The following is a 17,307-nucleotide window of genomic DNA, read 5'->3' on the forward strand; positions in this document are numbered from 1 at the left end:
TACTCAAATCTTAATTGGACGTGAGTAACGCAATTTGTGGTTTGTGTCATAGGTTGCATAATCTGGCTAAGTATATGTTTATCATCATGTTAAGGTAACTCGTATATATCAAACTACGGGCGACCTTATTATGAAAAAAGTTCTATTAGCACTTACTTTTTCTTTATCAGCAATATCATTCAACTCATCGGCTGCATTTGGGCTAAGTGATTTAAAGCAAGATAAGATCTGTCATTTTGCCAATGGTGATGAAGCGAATGCTAAATGTAAAGATGGTGATGTAGCCATGTGGACACCAAATTCATTTGGTAACGAACAGCTACCAATTTTGTATATCTCACTGTTTTGTGATTTTGAAGCTCCAATTACTCATACCGTGGGCGGTGTTTCTTGTATTTTTACGACCAAGCGTAAAGCTCAATGGAGCGATTTTGGTATCACAGTTAAGTAACAAAGCGTTATAACCAGCATTTTAAAGTAGAGCCCAACGGCAACAAGCTATCGTTGGGTTTTTGTGTTTTTAGCGTAACGCGTTCTTGGATGATAGTTTCTGGCTTGGTGGGTTTGTCGGCTCATACGTTTAGAACTATGAAAAAATCGGTTTGTTTAAAAATGTTCAGCGTAATAGCAGTCGGCACCGAGTGTATAGCGCGAAAGACGTAAAGTGGCTTGAGTTTGTCATTCGACTAAAAGAAACGGCCATGCCACTCGAAGAGATATTGGAATACGCTCGATTAAGGGAGCAGGGCAGCAGCGCGGTACTTGAACGTCAGCGCTGCTAGAACAACACCAACAGAGTTTAGAGTTACTGTTTTGATGTTCAGAGGTGTCGCACTTCGTATTTTCCTCTCAAGGGTTTTATCGAAGTGATGAGGGAACTTATAAGAATTAGGCGTCGTAAGCTATAGGGGGAGGCAAGCTTAAAAGGTATGAAAAAATATATTTTTGGTTCGTTATTTTTACTGATCGTTGTTGTTGGTGCCTACTTATCGTTTGGCGTTTATCGGAACTCTGCTTTCTCAACCAATATTGAAAATGGCAGCTATGGTGAGTGTCTGAATGACTCTGCGATAAAGAATTACAGTATTGATCTGTGGAATCGAGAGGATGCTTTTGATGTTCGTTTTGTCGAATCAGGTAATTCTCATTGCTTTGCACCAAAGTTTCCAGCCATTGAGGTTTCGTCCTCAAAAGTGACACACTGGCTACATATTGTGGAAACATCGAGCGGCGCGCAGTTTTCAGGCAAACATGCGTCCTTGGGAAACTTTGGTCCCAATTGGGTTTTTGTTGATGTTGGTAGCCAAGAGAAGCGTGATAGTAGTTACCCATTTTATAGTTTGGGAAAGGCTTTTCGAGATAATCCAGGTTGGACTTCGGCTCCCCATATCACTTTAACTTGGAATGGAAAGTTGTTTGGGCTAGCTGAAGTAGAAGGGGTATTCTATCCAGTTGGCGCGGTGTCTTGGGGTTTTAATCTAAAAAGTTGGTCTTTAGCTCCGGAAGCTCTTTCCCCTAAATTACTCGAGAAAAGTGCGTGGTTGGAAGTGGTGGAAACACTTAATGATGAGTATCCGGGCTATGTATTCAGTGCTGAATAGGCTATGCATATAACAAACGACTAAGACTCAAGATACTTTTTCGAATGTTCACGGAATGAGTTAGAGCCGAAGCTCAAGCAACTTTTAAATGATAGGTAGGTGAGGCCAATACCTACCTAGTGACTTACTCAGATATATCTGAGAATTTAACCCTCTACATTGGTCATTTTGTGTATTTGTGGCTCATGAGCTAATGCGGTTTTATAAAACTCAAATATCGGTGTGATATATGGCTGGGCATAGTGTTCGTCTAGGGCGGCCTGGTCGACCCACTTTTCAACCAAGATAAGCTGATCTTTCGCTTTGTTTTCATATAGCTCAAAACGCAAGCACCCCGCTTCTTCTCGAGTAGCCGTTAGAATGCCTTCAGCTTTTTGTTTGCACTCCGCATAAAATTCACTTTTTGGGGTAATAAAAGCCACAACACTAAGCATTGTTTTTCTCCTTTTGGGGGGTAAATTGGCACATCAATTTTTGGGTTAATACCATGATTGGTTTATTCAACAAGTAGGCCGCTGCAAACGAAGCTGGCCAAGCATTAATAAAGGCAAAGCCCCATCGACTGATGAAATCCTCTGGTAAACCGAGATTGATGTAAGTAACCCACGCGGACACCATACTTGACATCGCACATGAGAACAGAGCAGTGAACAAAAGTTTTGTCATAGCGCTTCCTCCTGTCTGTATACTGTATGGATTTATCGTATCCTCAGCCATACGAGCTTTAGAACACTAAGATTGCGGAAAACCCTATGCTGGATGATTTTTTATTATTTGTTGAAGTAGCCCGTCGAGGCAGTTATTCAAAAGCGGCACGAGACTTAACAACTACCGCGCCTACCTTGTCTAAACGCATCTTATTGTTAGAAGAGAGATTAGGTGAGTCACTCTTTATTCGTTCCTCTAGGGGAGTCAAACTCACCAGCTTTGGTAAAGGGTTATTTGAACAGCTTGGCGAGACCACCCTAAATCTTCATCAGGCTGTAACTGAAAGCTCGAAAAGTGAAGCGGTTTCATTCGTCTTACATTGCCCACGAAACTTAATCATTGGCCAACTATACCCAGCGCTTGAAGCCTTTCTGCTAGAGAAAAGTCATGTGGATGTCGTTATTGAGCCTGCCAATACAAATGTACTGCTCAGCCAAACTTCTTTTGATTTAGCGATACGTTGTGGAGAGCAAAGAGACTCGTCTTTTTACCAGAAAAAGTTAGCCAACATTGCCGTATGCCTTGTCTCAAGAAGAGACTCCAAAAGCCGAGATCGACTTATTATGCCGTACTCTAAGACGCAAATTTCAGGGCAAGACTTGCTAAGTATCGAGCGGCAATACTCCAAGGTTTCTCGGGTCAACGACATTACCTTGGTACGTAAACTGGTCGCGTCAGGCATGGGTGTAGGCCTATTGCCTATGACAGAGATCGCCGATTTGAATAGTGAGATGTCCGGGCACATTCAATACGACTCTGAAATACTTTTTACTCGGCCTATGTATGCCTTGTGGGCGAATAAACCAAAACCTTCGTCACTGTCCCAAGATCTGATCACATGTATCGAGAGTTGTGTTCAAAACACTCCCGCTTTACAAGGGCGCAAGGTTGATTTGACGTGATTGGGTTGGCTGCTATGGAAAGGTAATTCTCCATATATCAACGATTTTTGGTGAGATGGCAAATGAGCTACCATCAGGGTACTTTATGTGAGCCATTTGAAGAGCAATCTTAACAAGCTAATACTGCATGGGAATGCTAACCGCTTTCTCGGCTTCGCTTCGCTGCACATTTTAGCAAGCTATTATCAGCCCATGATTGAGCGGTATATCTTTGGAAGAATCGGTAAGGGAACAGGTGTTCAATGGTGGATAAAATTACATGGTTTTTTAGATAAGCTGGAACGCTTGTATAAATCACTGAACTAAGTGGTAATTGAGTGCCTTATGAAAATTTGTTGCAGTGTGGAGACCTTAATCAGGTAAGTGTGTTTATAAGTCATAACTTCATATCTAGAGGATGCGAATTAACCAGTCTTGACCTGTATAACGATGGAAAAGGGCGCCAGTAACGGCGCCCTTTGTGTTAGTTGGTAACGCTGTATGTGTCGTAGTCGCGTAGTAAGAAGAGTGCAGTACGCTGTGAGAGGCGGTTTTCGGCTTGCCTTTTTAACCGTTGGGTAAAATAAATACAGAACAAGCATAAAAAACACAGGCGTGACGTTCGGTTTTTAATGGAAGACATTGAAGTCATAGAGAGATAATTAAATTTTTAATTGAATAATTCAGTTGGAAATAGAATTAATACTCTAAATAATACCGTTTTATACATGACTCTTTCCCATGAATAAATTGTGATTTTAATTCAAAATAAAAATAAAACCCAACTTGGAGTTGTTACTGTTATTTTAATTTAAACGTCATATTAAAAGTTGATATTTAGATGGGAGTTAATGATCCATGAACCTTTTTCAGCGAAATAGACTTCATGGTTCGCATGAGAGTTATTCTTTCTATAGGTGCTTTTAGATGAGTGGTTTTCATTTAAGTTATTGTTATGTATTGATTTGCATGTGATTTTCTTTGTCTGTTAGTTATGCCGCCAAGACCCTTTCTTATCCAGGTTAATTTAATTATTTTTACCTTTCCTAAATTAGTTCAACCTAATTTAGTTCATTCTAAGTTGGTGGTTTAAAGGGGCCTTACATAATTGTATTTTCCGAAATTTTGGGCTTTATCTCATAATTAAATAAATTTTGACATTTATTCAATAAGTAAAAGTTTAATTCCTTGTTGGTTAATTTCTTGTGTAAATTAAGTGTACTTGCAAGGGGGGGATGAATTTCCAATTGCAGGTTTATTGCAGAAATAAAATAATTAATATAAAGCTAAGGAATCAAGTATGTATCTAAGAAAGAGCAGTGCTAAACAGATTCACTCTTTTGGATATCGCGCGTTAGGGCTAACAATGCTTTGCTCTGGCTTATTGTTGAATCCAATTTCACAAGCCATGGCTAGTGAGTTCAGTACTGATGCGGTGGCTCAGTCAGAAAGTGAATACTGGAGCACCTATAAGCTAGATATCACAAACACAGGCTCAGATAGCGCAGACATGCGTGAAGCCGTGATCGAATTTTTATTGCCAGTAGCGATTAACGAGATCAACTGGGCGTCGAACCATCTTTCTTACCCATCATGGGAAATCTCTCATACGACGCAAGCGGATGGGGTATTGAACGCCGTGACGTTGACGTTCCCAGAAGGCTCTTGGGTTGATAGTGAGCTGGCCTCTGGTGAATCTGCGGCATTGACTATTTCTTTCGGTGGCGAACTGACTGATCTGAATGCGTTTGAGAATTCTGTTGTGGTCAAAGTGGATGGCGAAGTGGTTCCTCCACCAGAATTTTCACTGGATATTTTAGCGCCTGCTCAAAACTCAGTGGTTTACACAGGTACGAATGTTGACATCATTACGGGTGTCGAAGGTGAGGGTGCAAGCAAACTCGAGTTCTGGGCAAACAGTACCAAATTGGGTGAGCAAAACGTTGTAGAAGGTACAACAGAATACCAACAAGCTTGGCTTCCAAGCGAAGTTGGTGCAGCATCGATCACTGTGATGGCTTTCAATGACAGTGGCGATAAACTCACAGAAAAAGCAGTTCAAGTGACGGTAGAGTCAGAATCGACGGCGCCAAATCCACCTGTGATTGAGTTTATCTCGCCAGACGCAGGCTCTTCTCACCAAAAAGGTGACAGCATCACAATTTCAGCGCATGTAACAGATGCAGATGATGACTTAGCGACGGTTAAGTTCTTCGCTAACGATTCAGAAGTGTGTTCTCTTGATGCGAAAACGCCCCAAGATTTCTCTTGTGACTGGACAACGCAAACGGCAGGCTCTACTACGCTTCGTGCGGAAGCAAAAGATGACGAGCAACATGTCTCTAGTAAGAACTTAACCATCACGGTGACAGATACAAGCACCAGCTGTGGTGACATACCTCAGTACCAAGATGGTGTGGCCTATAACGTCGGTGATGAAGTCACTAACATTGGCAATATCTACTCATGTACGGTAGCGGGTTGGTGTGGTAACCCTGTATGGACACCAGGAACCGGTCATCCAAGTTATCCTGATGCGTGGAAAGATGCATGGGATGAAGCGGGTGAGTGTGATCCGAACCCAGTGCCAGTGGTGGACGTTCAATCACCGCAAGATGGACAGAAAATCGCACCTAACCAAGCATTTGAAGTTGTAGTCGATGCATCGGATGATACTGAAGTTGCTCGCGTTGATGTTCAATTGAATGGTCAAGTGGTTGCGACATCAAACACGCCTTCACAAGGCGATACTTACACCATCACGGTGCCTGCCCAAGTTGAAGGCCAATACACATTAACGGTTGTTGCCTACGATGACCAAGGTGCGAGTGCGGAGGCGGCGCCAATTTCTTTAGCGATTACCGATAAAGACTTGGTTGTTTCTTTAGCATCTCCTGTGGATGGTTCAAGCTACTTCGAAGGTCGTGCGATTTCGATCAAAGCAGACGCGAAGAGTTACGAAGGCGATATTTCCTCGGTAAGCTTCATTGCGAACGGTAACGAGCTGTTTAAAGACACGGAAGCACCTTATGAATATGAGTGGCTAGGTGCTCAGCAGGGTACATATGCTGTCACGGCAAAAGCGGTGAATACGGCCAACCAAGAGCAAACCTCTGCAACGTCTAACATTACAGTCAAAGAAAGCACAGGTGGTGGCGGCTTAGTCGATAACCCTGATCGCTCTATCAGTTACCTAACGTCTTGGGGGTTGAATGACTACCAAGAGCTGTTCAACTCAGAAGGTGATGGTTACTTATTGTCATTTGGTAAGTGGGACGCGAGCGGTAACATCACGATCTCTGATGGCATGCTAACACCACCGAATTACAATCCGGACTGGATGCCAACACAGTACCTAGCATGGTCAACGCTCAAGCATGACAACGAAAATGCGACTATGATGGTTGCGTTTGGTGGTCAAACTTACGAGAGCATTTGGTCGGCGATCAGTACGCCTGAAAGCCGTGAATCGGTTGCGAACGGTTTAGTTGATTTGGTGCATACGCCATTCCCTGTGTACAAAAAGAACCTAAAACCTGAAGAGGTGGAAGGCGAGTGTCTTGCAACAAACTCAGACGGTAGCTGTGATTACAGCAAGTACCAATTAGCGGGTTACGTGCACATTGATGGTCTGGACTTTGACTTTGAGAAAGCGGCACGAATCTCAGACAAAGAGAACCAAGACTTAACGGCTTTGATCAAACTTATCCGTGAGAAAGTGGGTAATACGAAGGTTCTGTCTCTAACGACTTACCACGTAGGTGCGGATCCAGTTGAATGTATGGATGCGAGTGTGTTTGAAAACTGCTCTTACATTGAAGAGTCTGGCCGTTCATCTCATCACGGTGAAGTGATTGATCTGTTGAAAGCGACCAAGAACGACTTCGATTTCTTCAACGTGATGACATACGACGCGGGTCGAAACTTCTTATACGAAGTCGCGATGGCAAACTACGCTGAGTACATTGGAGACAAGTCAAAGATTGTTCTAGGTAATACGATCAACAGTCAGTGGGCACCCGGTGGTAACTTTGTTGAAACACGTCAGAACAACCTAGACCGTGCTAAATGGCAAAAAGATAACGGTTACGGTGGCTTCTTTATGTGGACGTTAGGTTCAAACAGCCAAAGTTTGAGCATGGCAGAGCAAGTGGATTACTTTAACGAGATGATTAGCGTAAGTAAGTAGTACTTACCTTATCACCTGCTTGAACGACGGAAGGCGCTTATGCCTTCCGTTATTCTTTTAATCTCCATCATGGGAATGCTTTTCTCGCCTTATTCCCATACTAATCTCACATTTACTTTCACTTCAGACCTATCACATCTTGGAAAGTTTAAATGCTCACTTTGTGTTAGTTGGTAACGCTGTAAGTGTCGTAGTCGCGCAGTAAGAAGAGTGCGACACAAGCTGCAAGCATTGGCCAAGAGGCAAAGAACAGCAGGTTATTGAACGGGTCCATGTACTTAGCAAAAGAGGAGAAAGTAGAACCTGCATGAAGAACTAGAATTGCGCCGTAGGTGTACTTCTTCCACATACCGACGACGAACGCGCCTAAAAACCCGAGCTGCGCGACACCTAAGGCCATCATCGCATTGGTTGATATGTCCAACCCGTAAAAGCCGGACAGCACCTTAACAGCGTGCTCTGGCACAAGAATCTTATCTAAGCCCCAGAACAAGAAGACGATAAAAATGCCGACTCGCAGTAGCAGTAGGCTGGTGGCCAGTTTGGTTTGCAGTGTCTTTTCCATGATATTCCTTTTATGCACTCACGGTGCGATGACGTTAAATGTTCATCAAAGGAGACCTATGGCTGTTGTGTTTTCTTTCGCAGTTTTTCAGTGCCTTATGTAACAAGGAATGTCTGGCTAGGTTTGTGGTTCGCGCTGTGAATGGGAGATAGGAATTAGAAAGGAGTTTTCTATTGTGGGTAAATCAGGAAATCAGGAAATCAGGAAATCAGGAAAGCGCTGGCTGTCTCTTCAGCGCTTCCCCCGCATCGGTTTACATTCATATGTTAGGTTGGCGAGATGTGATACTCATGAGTCGCAGTGATGTGCTGTTGTTGCCTGAGCAGGCTGATGGTTAGGTTGATTGGCATCGGCTTATAGAAATAGAAACCTTGGATATAGTCGACACCTAACTTAGACAAGACTTTCACTTGCGATTCATACTCTACGCCTTCCACGATAACCTGCATGCCTAAAGTACGGGACAGTTGCAGCATGGACTCTAGCAAAGGAACACCAAAGCTGGATTCGTCTGAAATGTTCTGCACGAAGACGCGATCAATCTTTAGGATGCTGAACGGAAATTGCCTTACGAAATCTAACCCTGAGTAGCCCGTACCAAAGTCATCAATTGCGACTTTCACGCCCATGTTCGCTAGCTTGGTTAGGTTTTCTTTTATCTTTGCCATATCCGCGTCTGAGCACTCACCATCTTCGGTTACTTCAAACACCACCTGCTTTAGAATCTCAGGGTTTCTTTTGAAAATCCCTGATACTTTGTGGGCGAAGTTACTGTTAGACACGACGTTTCGGCTGATGTTGACGCTGATGTATTTGTCTTCGAAAAGGTCTTGATTGTGTTTGATGGTTTTCAGTACTTCGCGTAGCACAAAGTACGTCAGCTCTTCTATCAAACCTAGCTTCTCTGCGAGCGGTATGAAAATAGCGGGTGAGACGTTGCCTTCAATCGGGTGGTTCCACCTTAACAGTGACTCACAGCCCACGATTTGGGTGGTTTTCTGGTCAACAATTGGCTGCATGTGAACTTGCAGGTGTTTGTTTTTCAGAGCGCTAGAGAGGGAATATTCTAAACTGCGTTGGCTCTGTTTCTTATGTTTAGCGGACAACAGGACAATGGTGGTGATTCCCGCCATAAGAAACCCAAACCAAGAAAAGCTCATTAAGAAGTTGATGTAGTACTGATGCCCGATGTAGGAGGTGATAGCCAGAGGGTATGTCTCTGATTGTATGCGAACCTTCGAAAAGTACACTTCGGGTTCGGTTGGGTGAATATCTCTTTTTATCACTTCTACTTTTGAGTTGATTCCATGGCTACTCAGGTTTGACTCTACAAGATCGTAGATAAAGTGTGGCGGTATCATCAGGCTTACTCCCGCCTGCTGTTTGTCCGAGAAAATCAGCATGATGGACTGCACCTTGGTAATTGCAGCGTTGGAGTACGATAAGGTGGTTAAGTTTGGATTGTCATTGAGCCTTTCTCGGATGCTGCTATAAAGGCGAAATGACACCTCGCCATCGGTGGTAGAGCAGTAAAAGCGGTTATGTTTATTGAATACAGCGGCTTCTTTCACCCAATCGGCATTGAATACATTCTGGCGAAGCTCGGTCACGATGGCATCACAAGATAGAGCGGGTGTGATGCCTGCGAGAAAGCTGCCAAACCTGGCTTGGATCTCTTGAAGTCTGGTTTCAACTAATTGTGAAGATTCTTCGGTTAACGCATGATAATGAGACGGTGTAAAAGGAATGAGCAATGCCATCGACAAAACGAAAGAGATGGCAAAGTAGAATGTGGTCTTGGCAAAATGTTGGTACTTGATATCCATAATTGGAGAAGCGTTACCGATTGGATGAGCATTCGATTTAATTTATAAATTTAACGATTAGGTAGCAAGGAAAATAATAAATATTGTGAATGCACGCATGGATTATTGATAAAGATAATGTTTTTTTAGTTTCACCAGTAACATATTGATGTTAATCCGGTTTTCTTTGTGGATTTTACGTGTTTTTGCAGTAGTAATACGAATTAAAAATATTTATAACCCTATAAAGGCTAGAGTTATATACGATTGCAATATTGAAGAAAACTAACCGAATGATTAGGGATTGGTATGAAAAAAGCGATAGCACTGCTCTTACTGACTTACTTCTCTGGTTTGGCACATGCTGGCGAAGACGCGGTTGATTGCGACAATGCGATGAACACGCTAGAGATCAATCACTGTGCCGCGCTTGAGCTTGAATCTGCACAGGTAGAGCTTGAGAAATACTTAGCAGCCAGCTTTGAACACAATGCAGATGATACTGAGTTGGTGGGGGGCATTAAGGTCGCTCAGGAGAGTTGGCAAGCCTATATGACAGCGCATTGTGATTCTGTGTATACCCAATGGCGCGATGGTTCAATTCGTGGACTGATGGCGCTTTCTTGTAAGACTAAGTTAACCAAGCAACGCACGCACGAAGTGTGGGAGAATTTCTTAACTTATATGGACAGTACGCCGCCTGTGTTGCCAGAACCTAAGTTGATGGAATAGACAGGCGAAAATGAGCTTGAGAGTGTGCGCTTGCTTCAATGGTTTGGCTTGAAGTAAGAAAGCGAAGGGTGATTCTCTTACTCTGCATCTGATTTGTGTGACCCAGTAAGGATTCGATTTTGAATAATGTCAGTATCACCCTTGTTCAGCTTGAAGTTGAATACAAAAACAAACAGCAAAACCTCGCTCTGGTTTCGGAGCTTTTAGATGCGCAAGCCTCCGTCGGTGACATTACCCTGCTACCAGAATTGTTCTCTACGGGTTACATCTTTAACCAAGCGTCAGAAGTGCACGAGTTAAGCGAAAACTTCGCCAATAGTGAGACCATTGATTCTTTGTCGAAACTGGCAGAAAAGCATGAAACCTTGATTGTTGCTGGCATTGCAGAGGAAGACCAAGGCGAATATTACAACGGCGTTGCTGTGATTGATGGAACCGGGCTTCGCCATAAATATCGCAAAGTCAGTCAAACCAAATTCGATAAGCAGTATTTCTCACGGGGCTCTGAGCTTTTAACTTTCGAATATAAAGGCCTGAGGTTTGGTGTGGCGATCTGTTTCGATATTTGGTTCCCAGAGATCATGAGAGCGTATCACTCTGTTGATGTTGTTCTTCACCCCGCCAATTTTGGTGGTCACCACAGTTTTGCCATCGGACGGGCGAGGGCGCTAGAAGAAGGTTGCCACATCGTAACGTGTAACCGTGTTGGGCAAGATGCGGTTGATGCCTTTACTGCAACCTATTGTGGTGGAAGCCGAGTCTATTCACCAAAGGGAGACTTGGTGCTTCAATGTTCGGACAAACAGTCGGTTGATACAGTGACTATTCAAGACTTGGCGATAGCGCCTCAATACAATGGGATAGAACTGTTGGATGAAATGCAGAAAATCGCCTCTGTGTTAAGCCGTTAGGATGACGCAATGCAGTATGGAATTGAAAAGGGCAAGGTATTTCACCTTGCCCTTAGTCTTGAAGTGGTGTGTTCTTACGTTTTTTTATCTATTTTCTTTAAACGCTCGATGGAATTACCGGCTTTCATTCGCTGAGCTTGATGAATATTGACCATCAGGCGGTTAAGCAGTTTTTGGAGCAGTTCTATATCAGGTAGCTGCTGGTTTTTTGCCTGTACTTCTAACTCTAATGCTTGTTTTGAAAGCATGTTAAGCCCCAAGTTAAGCGACATACCTTTAATGGAGTGCAAGGTTTTGTACAGTGGTTTTAGCTTTTTCGCGAGGTAGTATTCGATGACTTTGTCGACAGAGTTTTCGAACTCGAGAATCGTTGAGTCAATAAGCATGCTAAATCCTATTTTGTCATCTTTAAGCATTTTCAGAACTTCTGATTGGCTTATCTCTTCTTCGGTTAGTCTTAATGTGTCGATGGGCTTGCGAAGAAGCTCTATGACGTTCTCATACTTTTTTGTACGTTCAACCGCTGATTGTTTTGGTAAGCGGTTTGAGAACTGTTGCAGCGCATCGAAGAAGCTTTCTTGTTGTAGGGGCTTGGTAAGAACGTGGTCGACACCAGCATCGAGAAAGCTGTCATGAGCCTCGCGAAACACATCCGCGGTATAGGCGAATATTAAGGTGTTGAGTTTTAATTTATCTCGTATGTAATGTGTCGCCTCCACCCCGTTCATTTCAGGCATATGGTTATCCATTAATATAAGATCATATTGATGGGTTTCGAGACGTTCAATCGCCAATTTTCCATTCTCTGCTAGGTCGACATGGTGGCCTAGGTTTTCACAGAAGCCCTTAGCGACAATGGCGTTGATGCGATTGTCTTCGACTAACAGGATGTTGAGGGATTCGTAGGTGAGTTTCTCTGTATCAGCCAAACGTGGGATGTTCTCGCTGGCTACTTTACCTTCTTGCCATGCAATAGGAAGCGAGACTTCGAATTTTGTTCCAAGCCCAACAGCACTGGTTAATATGATGTCACCATTCATAAGTTTGACGAGGTTCTTAACGATGGCGAGGCCAAGCCCGGTACCGCCAAACTGTCTTGTTGTTGATGTGTCTGCTTGTTCAAATGAGTTAAATATTTGCTCGTGTTTGTTTTTGGGAATACCAACGCCGGTGTCTGTCACCGTGAGAATGAGCTTATTATTGGGGCGGTTGAGCTCAGCTTGAATGGCAACATGACCTTCTTTGGTGAATTTGGTCGCGTTGCCGCCCAAGTTGTAAAGAATTTGACGTAACCTTGCACTGTCTCCAATGAGCTGAATATGCGCCGGAACGTTATTTTCTATCAATAGGCGGATGCCTTTTTCGTCTGCTAATGGCTTGATTGCGCTACAAACGGGTTGTATCACTTGGACAAAATGGAAAGGTGCAACCTCTAGTTCAAGCTTGTTCTCTTCTACTTTAGAAAAGTCGAGAATGTCGTTGAGTATGGTCATTAAATGATGGCCAGAATCGAGAATAATATTAATGTTCTCTTTGGTTTCTTGCTCTTGAGTTTGACTGGCGATGATCTGAGAAATCCCGAGTACACCGTTCATGGGTGTCCTGATTTCGTGGCTCATGGTTGATAAAAACTCACCCTTGGCTTTTACCGCAGCTTCAGCTTTGGCGCGTTCCGCGACGAGTTCTTGGTTTTTTGCCCGCATTTCATTGTCGTTTTTTACTAGGTTGGTCGCCATTTTCTGAAAGCTATGTGTGAGGTGGGCAACCTCGTCTTGGGCGTTTGTTTTTGAATGTAGGTTAAGCGTTGAAGCGCCTTCTCTTAGATTACCTGCGGCAACTTGATTAGCGGCTGCGAGCAGTATGTCTATCCTGCGTTTAATACGGTTTGATGACCATGCCGCGATAACTAATGAGATGAAAACGGAAAGGAGTGTACCGACCAATAGAACGTAATCGGTTTGCTGAGCGGAGTTATCAGATTTAACAACACGAACGCTGATCAGCTGATGCTCTATTTCGATAAATCGCGCGATTTCACTTCGTATTTGGTCGATCAGTTGTTTTCCCGTTTGCTGCTTGGTGAGAGCTACGACACTCTGCATATCTGCTTCACCTTTGTTAACGAGGTTGCGTTGTTGGATTTCCTTTTCTCCAGATTCTTTGAGCCAGGTTTTATGGATATCATCAATTCTGTTTAGGCGATCAACTTGCGCCAGGTTATCGCTAACTTGAGCGGCAAGGGTTTGAATTTTTTGACGCCACACATCGAGTGCAAGGTGGTAGGGCTCTAAAAAGACAGGGTCTCCTGTGATTAAGTAGCCCCTTTGACCGGTTTCCATATCTACGACTAGGTTGAGCAACTCTTGAGCTCGTGCAATAGCTTTGTGTGTGTGAACCACCCAGTGATTGTCTTCTACCATTGATTGGGTGTTTTCATGAACTGAGAACGAAACGGTCACGATCAGAGCAATAGGTATACAAAAGCTGACGAATAGCTTTTTTTGAAGGGAAATATTGTCGAACCAGCCCAAAATCATAAAACAACGCTCTCCATGTCGATGTTCGTTATTGATAGTGTAGGTGAGAATGAGTTGTTGAGTGTGTAAATGCATATTTTGATTCGAAAATGTCTCTATTTAATGCATAAATACATGTTTTGAGAGGTAGGGTGATGGTTTGATGGACGAAGCTTTTATTGACCAACTAAGTCTAAAAACAAAGAGCCAACTTAATAAGCTGGCTCTTTATGATGGGGTAAGGGTGATTGTGGGTTAAATCGCTTTCACGCTGCTTCGTTCTACTAGGGTCGGCTCTAACTCAACGACCTGTGGGTAGGCGTCTGGTGTTTGTAAGCGACTCAACAGTGTATCAACGGCTGCTTTACCTAAGCGGTGTTTTGGCTGGTGGACAGTGCTTAACGCCGGTGTCATGTATTTAGACAAGTGGATGTCATCGTAGCCAATAATAGACAGATCATTGGGTATTGATGTGCCATCTTGCGCTGCCGCATGAATCACGCCCATTGCCATCATGTCATTACTAACAAATATCGCTGATGGCATTTCGCCACGGGCTTTTAATGTTTGGTAGGAGTCAAAGCCGCCATCACATTCAAAGTTTGATTCTACAATCCAGTTAGGGTTGATCTCTAAACTTGCTTCTTCCATCGCTTGCTTGAAGCCTTGGTAACGCGATGATGCCTGGTTACGATGCAGCGGACCTGTGATACAGCCAATTTGAGAGTGGCCGTTATCAATCAGGTGCTTGGTCGCCATGTAGCCACCTTGATGCGAGTTATCTTGAATCTTGTCGCTCGCAAACAGCATTGGTCCCCAATCCATCACCACGACAGGCAGTTCTGGGTAACGTTCGAACACGTCGATATGTTCGCCTTCAAGGGTAGAGCACATCAGCATTAAGCCATCGACACGTTTTTGTAGCAGTGTATCGATAGACGATTTCATACGTTCGCTATCGCCTTCGGTGTTACACAAGATAAGGTTGTAGCCTTTTTCATAACAACGACGTTCAACGCCTTTTACTACTTCGCCAAAGAATGGGTTGGTAGAGGTTGTCACTAGCATGCCAAGCGTTTTGGTTTGCTTCATCTTCAAACTGCGAGCTAATGCAGAAGGCGCATAGTTAAGCTCTCTCGCGGCATTGTTGACACGCTCAGCTATCTCTTCACTGACAAAACGTGACTTGTTAATCACATGGCTTACCGTAGAGGTCGATACCTTTGCGAGCTTAGCGATGTCTTTCATTGTTGCCATAAAAAATCCTTGTGGGAATAACCTTCCACGTTGGGCGATATTCTGCCTGAAAACAGGGGCTTATGTTTAGTTATTTGTTGTTACATAACTTAATTAAGCTGCAACCTATTAGGCAGACAGTTGCTCTGCCAAAAATGCGTCTGTTTCATCACGGCTTGGAATAGACGTTTGAGCACCAAAGCGAGTTACTGAAATTGCCGCCGCAGCATGAGCAAACTTAATCGCGCGTTCCATTGGCATATCTTCAAGTAAGCCTGTCACTAGTGCACCGTTGAAGGTATCACCAGCAGCGGTGGTGTCTGTCGCTTCAACTCGGAAGCCAGCGATTAACTCAGCCTCACCGTTTTTACTTACCCATACACCTTTAGCGCCAAGAGTGATCATTACCGTTTCGATGCCTTTCGCATGCAGAGCCAAAGCCGCCTGATGAGCAGATGCGCTGTCGGTTACGGTCACGCCTGTCAGTACTTCTGCTTCGGTTTCATTTGGTGTAATCACATCCACACACGCTAATAACGTATCTGATAGTGGGCGAGCAGGGGCAGGGTTTAGAATCACGCGAGTTCCGCTCTCTTTAGCGGTTTTCGCTGCGTATTCAATGCCTTCGATTGGGGTTTCCAATTGAGTTAGAAGGAATTTCGCACCGCGGATCTTCTCTAGGTGTGGTTCGATTTGTTCGCAAGTCAGCTTGTTGTTCGCTTCTGGAGAAAGACAAATGCTGTTTTCACCCGCTGCTGATACTTGGATCATCGCGATGCCAGTTGGCGTGTTCTCTGCCATGATTACGCCATCGATGTTAATGCCGTCTTTAGCAAAATCTTGACGAATGTTGATGCCGAATGGGTCGTCACCGACACAGGCAATAAAGCCGATATCTGCGTTTAATCGCGCAGCAGCGACCGCTTGGTTTGCGCCTTTACCGCCAGGGATGACCTGATAGTTACCGCCAATCAAGGTTTCACCCGGACGAGGGAACGAAGGAACTTGCAGTACGTGGTCAGCGTTAACGCTACCTAAAACAATCAGTTGAGTCATGATACGAGCCTTATGATATATCGTATTTGAAAATGCATGGGTCTTTCTCATGGTTAGCTATTCAGTCGCGAGAGAGCCGTCAAGTCGCGATAGAGGGATGAGAAACAGCGATGCACTGTCGGTTTTTGCTTTTTGCTTTGAGCCAGTGAGTAAATGCGCTATTGAGTGACGAAAGCAGGGAGATAGGGGACTCCCTGCTTGGTATTACTCGATTAGCATCGATTATTTAGCGATGATTTTTAGAGGTACTGGTACGTACTCGTCTACTTTTTCGCCTTTCAGTACTTTGTCAGCAATTTCGATGCCTAAAGAACCGATTAGGTCTGGTTGTTGTGCAACGGTTGCGCCAAGTAGGCCACGGTTAACAGCAGCGATGCCGTCGTCTGTGCCGTCGAAGCCAACGATCATCACGTCTTTACCTGATGCTTGAACAGCGCGTAGTGCACCTAGAGCCATTTCATCGTTCTGAGCGAATACTGCTTCAACATCTGGGTTAGCTGCAAGTAGGTTTTCCATTACGTTCAGACCTTTAGTACGGTCGAAATCAGCAGGTTGGCTTGCAAGAAGCTCAAGGCCGCTGCCGTTTACTGCGTTCATGAAGCCTTCACCACGTTCACGAGCTGCAGAAGTACCAGCGATACCTTCAAGTTGGATTACTTTCGCTTTTTCGCCCACTTTTTCCATGATGAAGTGACCTGCCATTTCACCACCGATTACGTTATCAGAAGCGATGTGGCTTACAACGTCACCACGGCTTGCGCCACGGTCAAGTGTTAGTACTGGGATGTTAGAGCGGTTAGCCATGCGAATCGCGTTAGACACAGCATCTGAATCTGTTGGGTTGATCAGGATTGCCTTGACACCACGAATGGTTAGATCTTCAATGTTCGACAGCTCTTTGCTTGGGTCGTTTTGAGAATCAAGAACGATAAGCTTGTAGCCTAGCTCTTCAGCTTTCGCTTCTGCGCCATCTTTCATGGTTACAAAGAATGGGTTGTTCAATGTAGACAGAACGATTGCCATTGTATCTTGCGCCTGTGCAGACACAGATACTGTTGTAGAAAGAAGAGCAGCAGAAATAAGAGTCGCTAATTTTTTCATGGTGTA

At 44.0% G+C, this 17,307-nt stretch carries 15 protein-coding genes and 1 pseudogene; 8 read left to right on the plus strand and 8 right to left on the minus strand.

The window, feature by feature from the left end; genetic code table 11:
* Positions 1-130: 130 nt before the first annotated feature.
* From F0228_RS01205 to F0228_RS01215, 3 genes and pseudogenes are all read left to right on the plus strand, one after another.
* The gene (locus F0228_RS01205; protein WP_171761721.1) at positions 131-451 is read left to right on the plus strand and encodes a hypothetical protein; all 321 of its coding nucleotides are present in this window, start codon (positions 131-133) and stop codon (positions 449-451) included.
* Positions 452-540: 89 nt separating this feature from the next.
* Positions 541-802, plus strand: a pseudogene (locus F0228_RS01210) (MerR family transcriptional regulator); the annotation flags it as partial.
* 127 nt (positions 803-929) lie between these two features.
* Positions 930-1,601, plus strand: a complete 672-nt coding sequence (locus F0228_RS01215) for a hypothetical protein (protein WP_171761722.1) — start codon at positions 930-932, stop codon at positions 1,599-1,601.
* A gap of 146 nt (positions 1,602-1,747) precedes the next feature.
* Here F0228_RS01215 and F0228_RS01220 read toward each other — a convergent pair whose 3' ends face one another.
* The gene (locus tag F0228_RS01220; RefSeq protein ID WP_171761723.1) at positions 1,748-2,035 is read right to left on the minus strand and encodes a putative quinol monooxygenase; all 288 of its coding nucleotides are present in this window, start codon (positions 2,033-2,035) and stop codon (positions 1,748-1,750) included.
* Positions 2,028-2,267 (minus strand): DUF2798 domain-containing protein, encoded by a 240-nt coding sequence (locus tag F0228_RS01225; protein WP_063524166.1) that lies wholly within the window; start codon positions 2,265-2,267, stop codon positions 2,028-2,030. Before F0228_RS01225 ends, F0228_RS01220 begins: the two co-directional genes overlap by 8 nt.
* An 86-nt stretch (positions 2,268-2,353) precedes the next feature.
* Between F0228_RS01225 and F0228_RS01230 the strand changes: the two genes are divergently transcribed.
* From F0228_RS01230 to F0228_RS01240, 3 genes are all read left to right on the plus strand, one after another.
* Positions 2,354-3,211: a LysR family transcriptional regulator gene (locus tag F0228_RS01230; protein WP_105023317.1), complete on the plus strand. Its 858-nt coding sequence runs from the start codon at positions 2,354-2,356 to the stop codon at positions 3,209-3,211.
* An 87-nt stretch (positions 3,212-3,298) separates the two neighbouring features.
* The gene (locus F0228_RS01235; RefSeq protein WP_171761724.1) at positions 3,299-3,517 is read left to right on the plus strand and encodes a hypothetical protein; all 219 of its coding nucleotides are present in this window, start codon (positions 3,299-3,301) and stop codon (positions 3,515-3,517) included.
* Positions 3,518-4,490: 973 nt separating this feature from the next.
* Positions 4,491-7,379, plus strand: a complete 2,889-nt coding sequence (locus tag F0228_RS01240) for an Ig-like domain-containing protein (RefSeq protein ID WP_171761725.1) — start codon at positions 4,491-4,493, stop codon at positions 7,377-7,379.
* 166 nt (positions 7,380-7,545) lie between these two features.
* Here F0228_RS01240 and F0228_RS01245 read toward each other — a convergent pair whose 3' ends face one another.
* The gene (locus tag F0228_RS01245) at positions 7,546-7,944 is read right to left on the minus strand and encodes a hypothetical protein (RefSeq protein WP_171761726.1); all 399 of its coding nucleotides are present in this window, start codon (positions 7,942-7,944) and stop codon (positions 7,546-7,548) included.
* A gap of 266 nt (positions 7,945-8,210) precedes the next feature.
* Positions 8,211-9,770 (minus strand): EAL domain-containing protein, encoded by a 1,560-nt coding sequence (locus F0228_RS01250; protein ID WP_171761727.1) that lies wholly within the window; start codon positions 9,768-9,770, stop codon positions 8,211-8,213.
* 288 nt (positions 9,771-10,058) lie between these two features.
* Between F0228_RS01250 and F0228_RS01255 the strand changes: the two genes are divergently transcribed.
* Positions 10,059-10,481 carry a lysozyme inhibitor LprI family protein gene (locus F0228_RS01255; protein WP_061031111.1) on the plus strand — a complete coding sequence of 141 codons (423 nt, stop codon included), beginning with the start codon at positions 10,059-10,061 and terminating at the stop codon, positions 10,479-10,481.
* A gap of 119 nt (positions 10,482-10,600) precedes the next feature.
* Positions 10,601-11,392, plus strand: coding sequence for a carbon-nitrogen hydrolase family protein (locus F0228_RS01260; protein WP_171761728.1), 792 nt, complete (start codon positions 10,601-10,603; stop codon positions 11,390-11,392).
* A 74-nt stretch (positions 11,393-11,466) separates the two neighbouring features.
* Here the strand turns inward: F0228_RS01260 and F0228_RS01265 are convergent, their stop codons facing one another.
* The 4 genes from F0228_RS01265 to rbsB all read right to left on the minus strand — a co-directional run bounded on the left by F0228_RS01265 (position 11,467) and on the right by rbsB (position 17,301).
* Positions 11,467-13,929 carry a CHASE3 domain-containing protein gene (locus tag F0228_RS01265; protein ID WP_171761803.1) on the minus strand — a complete coding sequence of 821 codons (2,463 nt, stop codon included), beginning with the start codon at positions 13,927-13,929 and terminating at the stop codon, positions 11,467-11,469.
* Positions 13,930-14,163: 234 nt separating this feature from the next.
* On the minus strand, positions 14,164-15,165 hold the full coding sequence (locus tag F0228_RS01270) for a substrate-binding domain-containing protein (RefSeq protein ID WP_171731060.1): 1,002 nt from the start codon (positions 15,163-15,165) through the stop codon (positions 14,164-14,166).
* 108 nt (positions 15,166-15,273) lie between these two features.
* Positions 15,274-16,200, minus strand: coding sequence for a ribokinase (gene rbsK, locus F0228_RS01275; RefSeq protein WP_171761729.1), 927 nt, complete (start codon positions 16,198-16,200; stop codon positions 15,274-15,276).
* 222 nt (positions 16,201-16,422) lie between these two features.
* Positions 16,423-17,301, minus strand: a complete 879-nt coding sequence (rbsB, locus tag F0228_RS01280) for a ribose ABC transporter substrate-binding protein RbsB (protein WP_171761730.1) — start codon at positions 17,299-17,301, stop codon at positions 16,423-16,425.
* Positions 17,302-17,307: the final 6 nt, after the last annotated feature.

This window comes from Vibrio sp. 99K-1 (genome assembly GCF_013114585.1).
GTDB classification, from domain to species: Bacteria; Pseudomonadota; Gammaproteobacteria; order Enterobacterales; family Vibrionaceae; genus Vibrio; species Vibrio chagasii_B.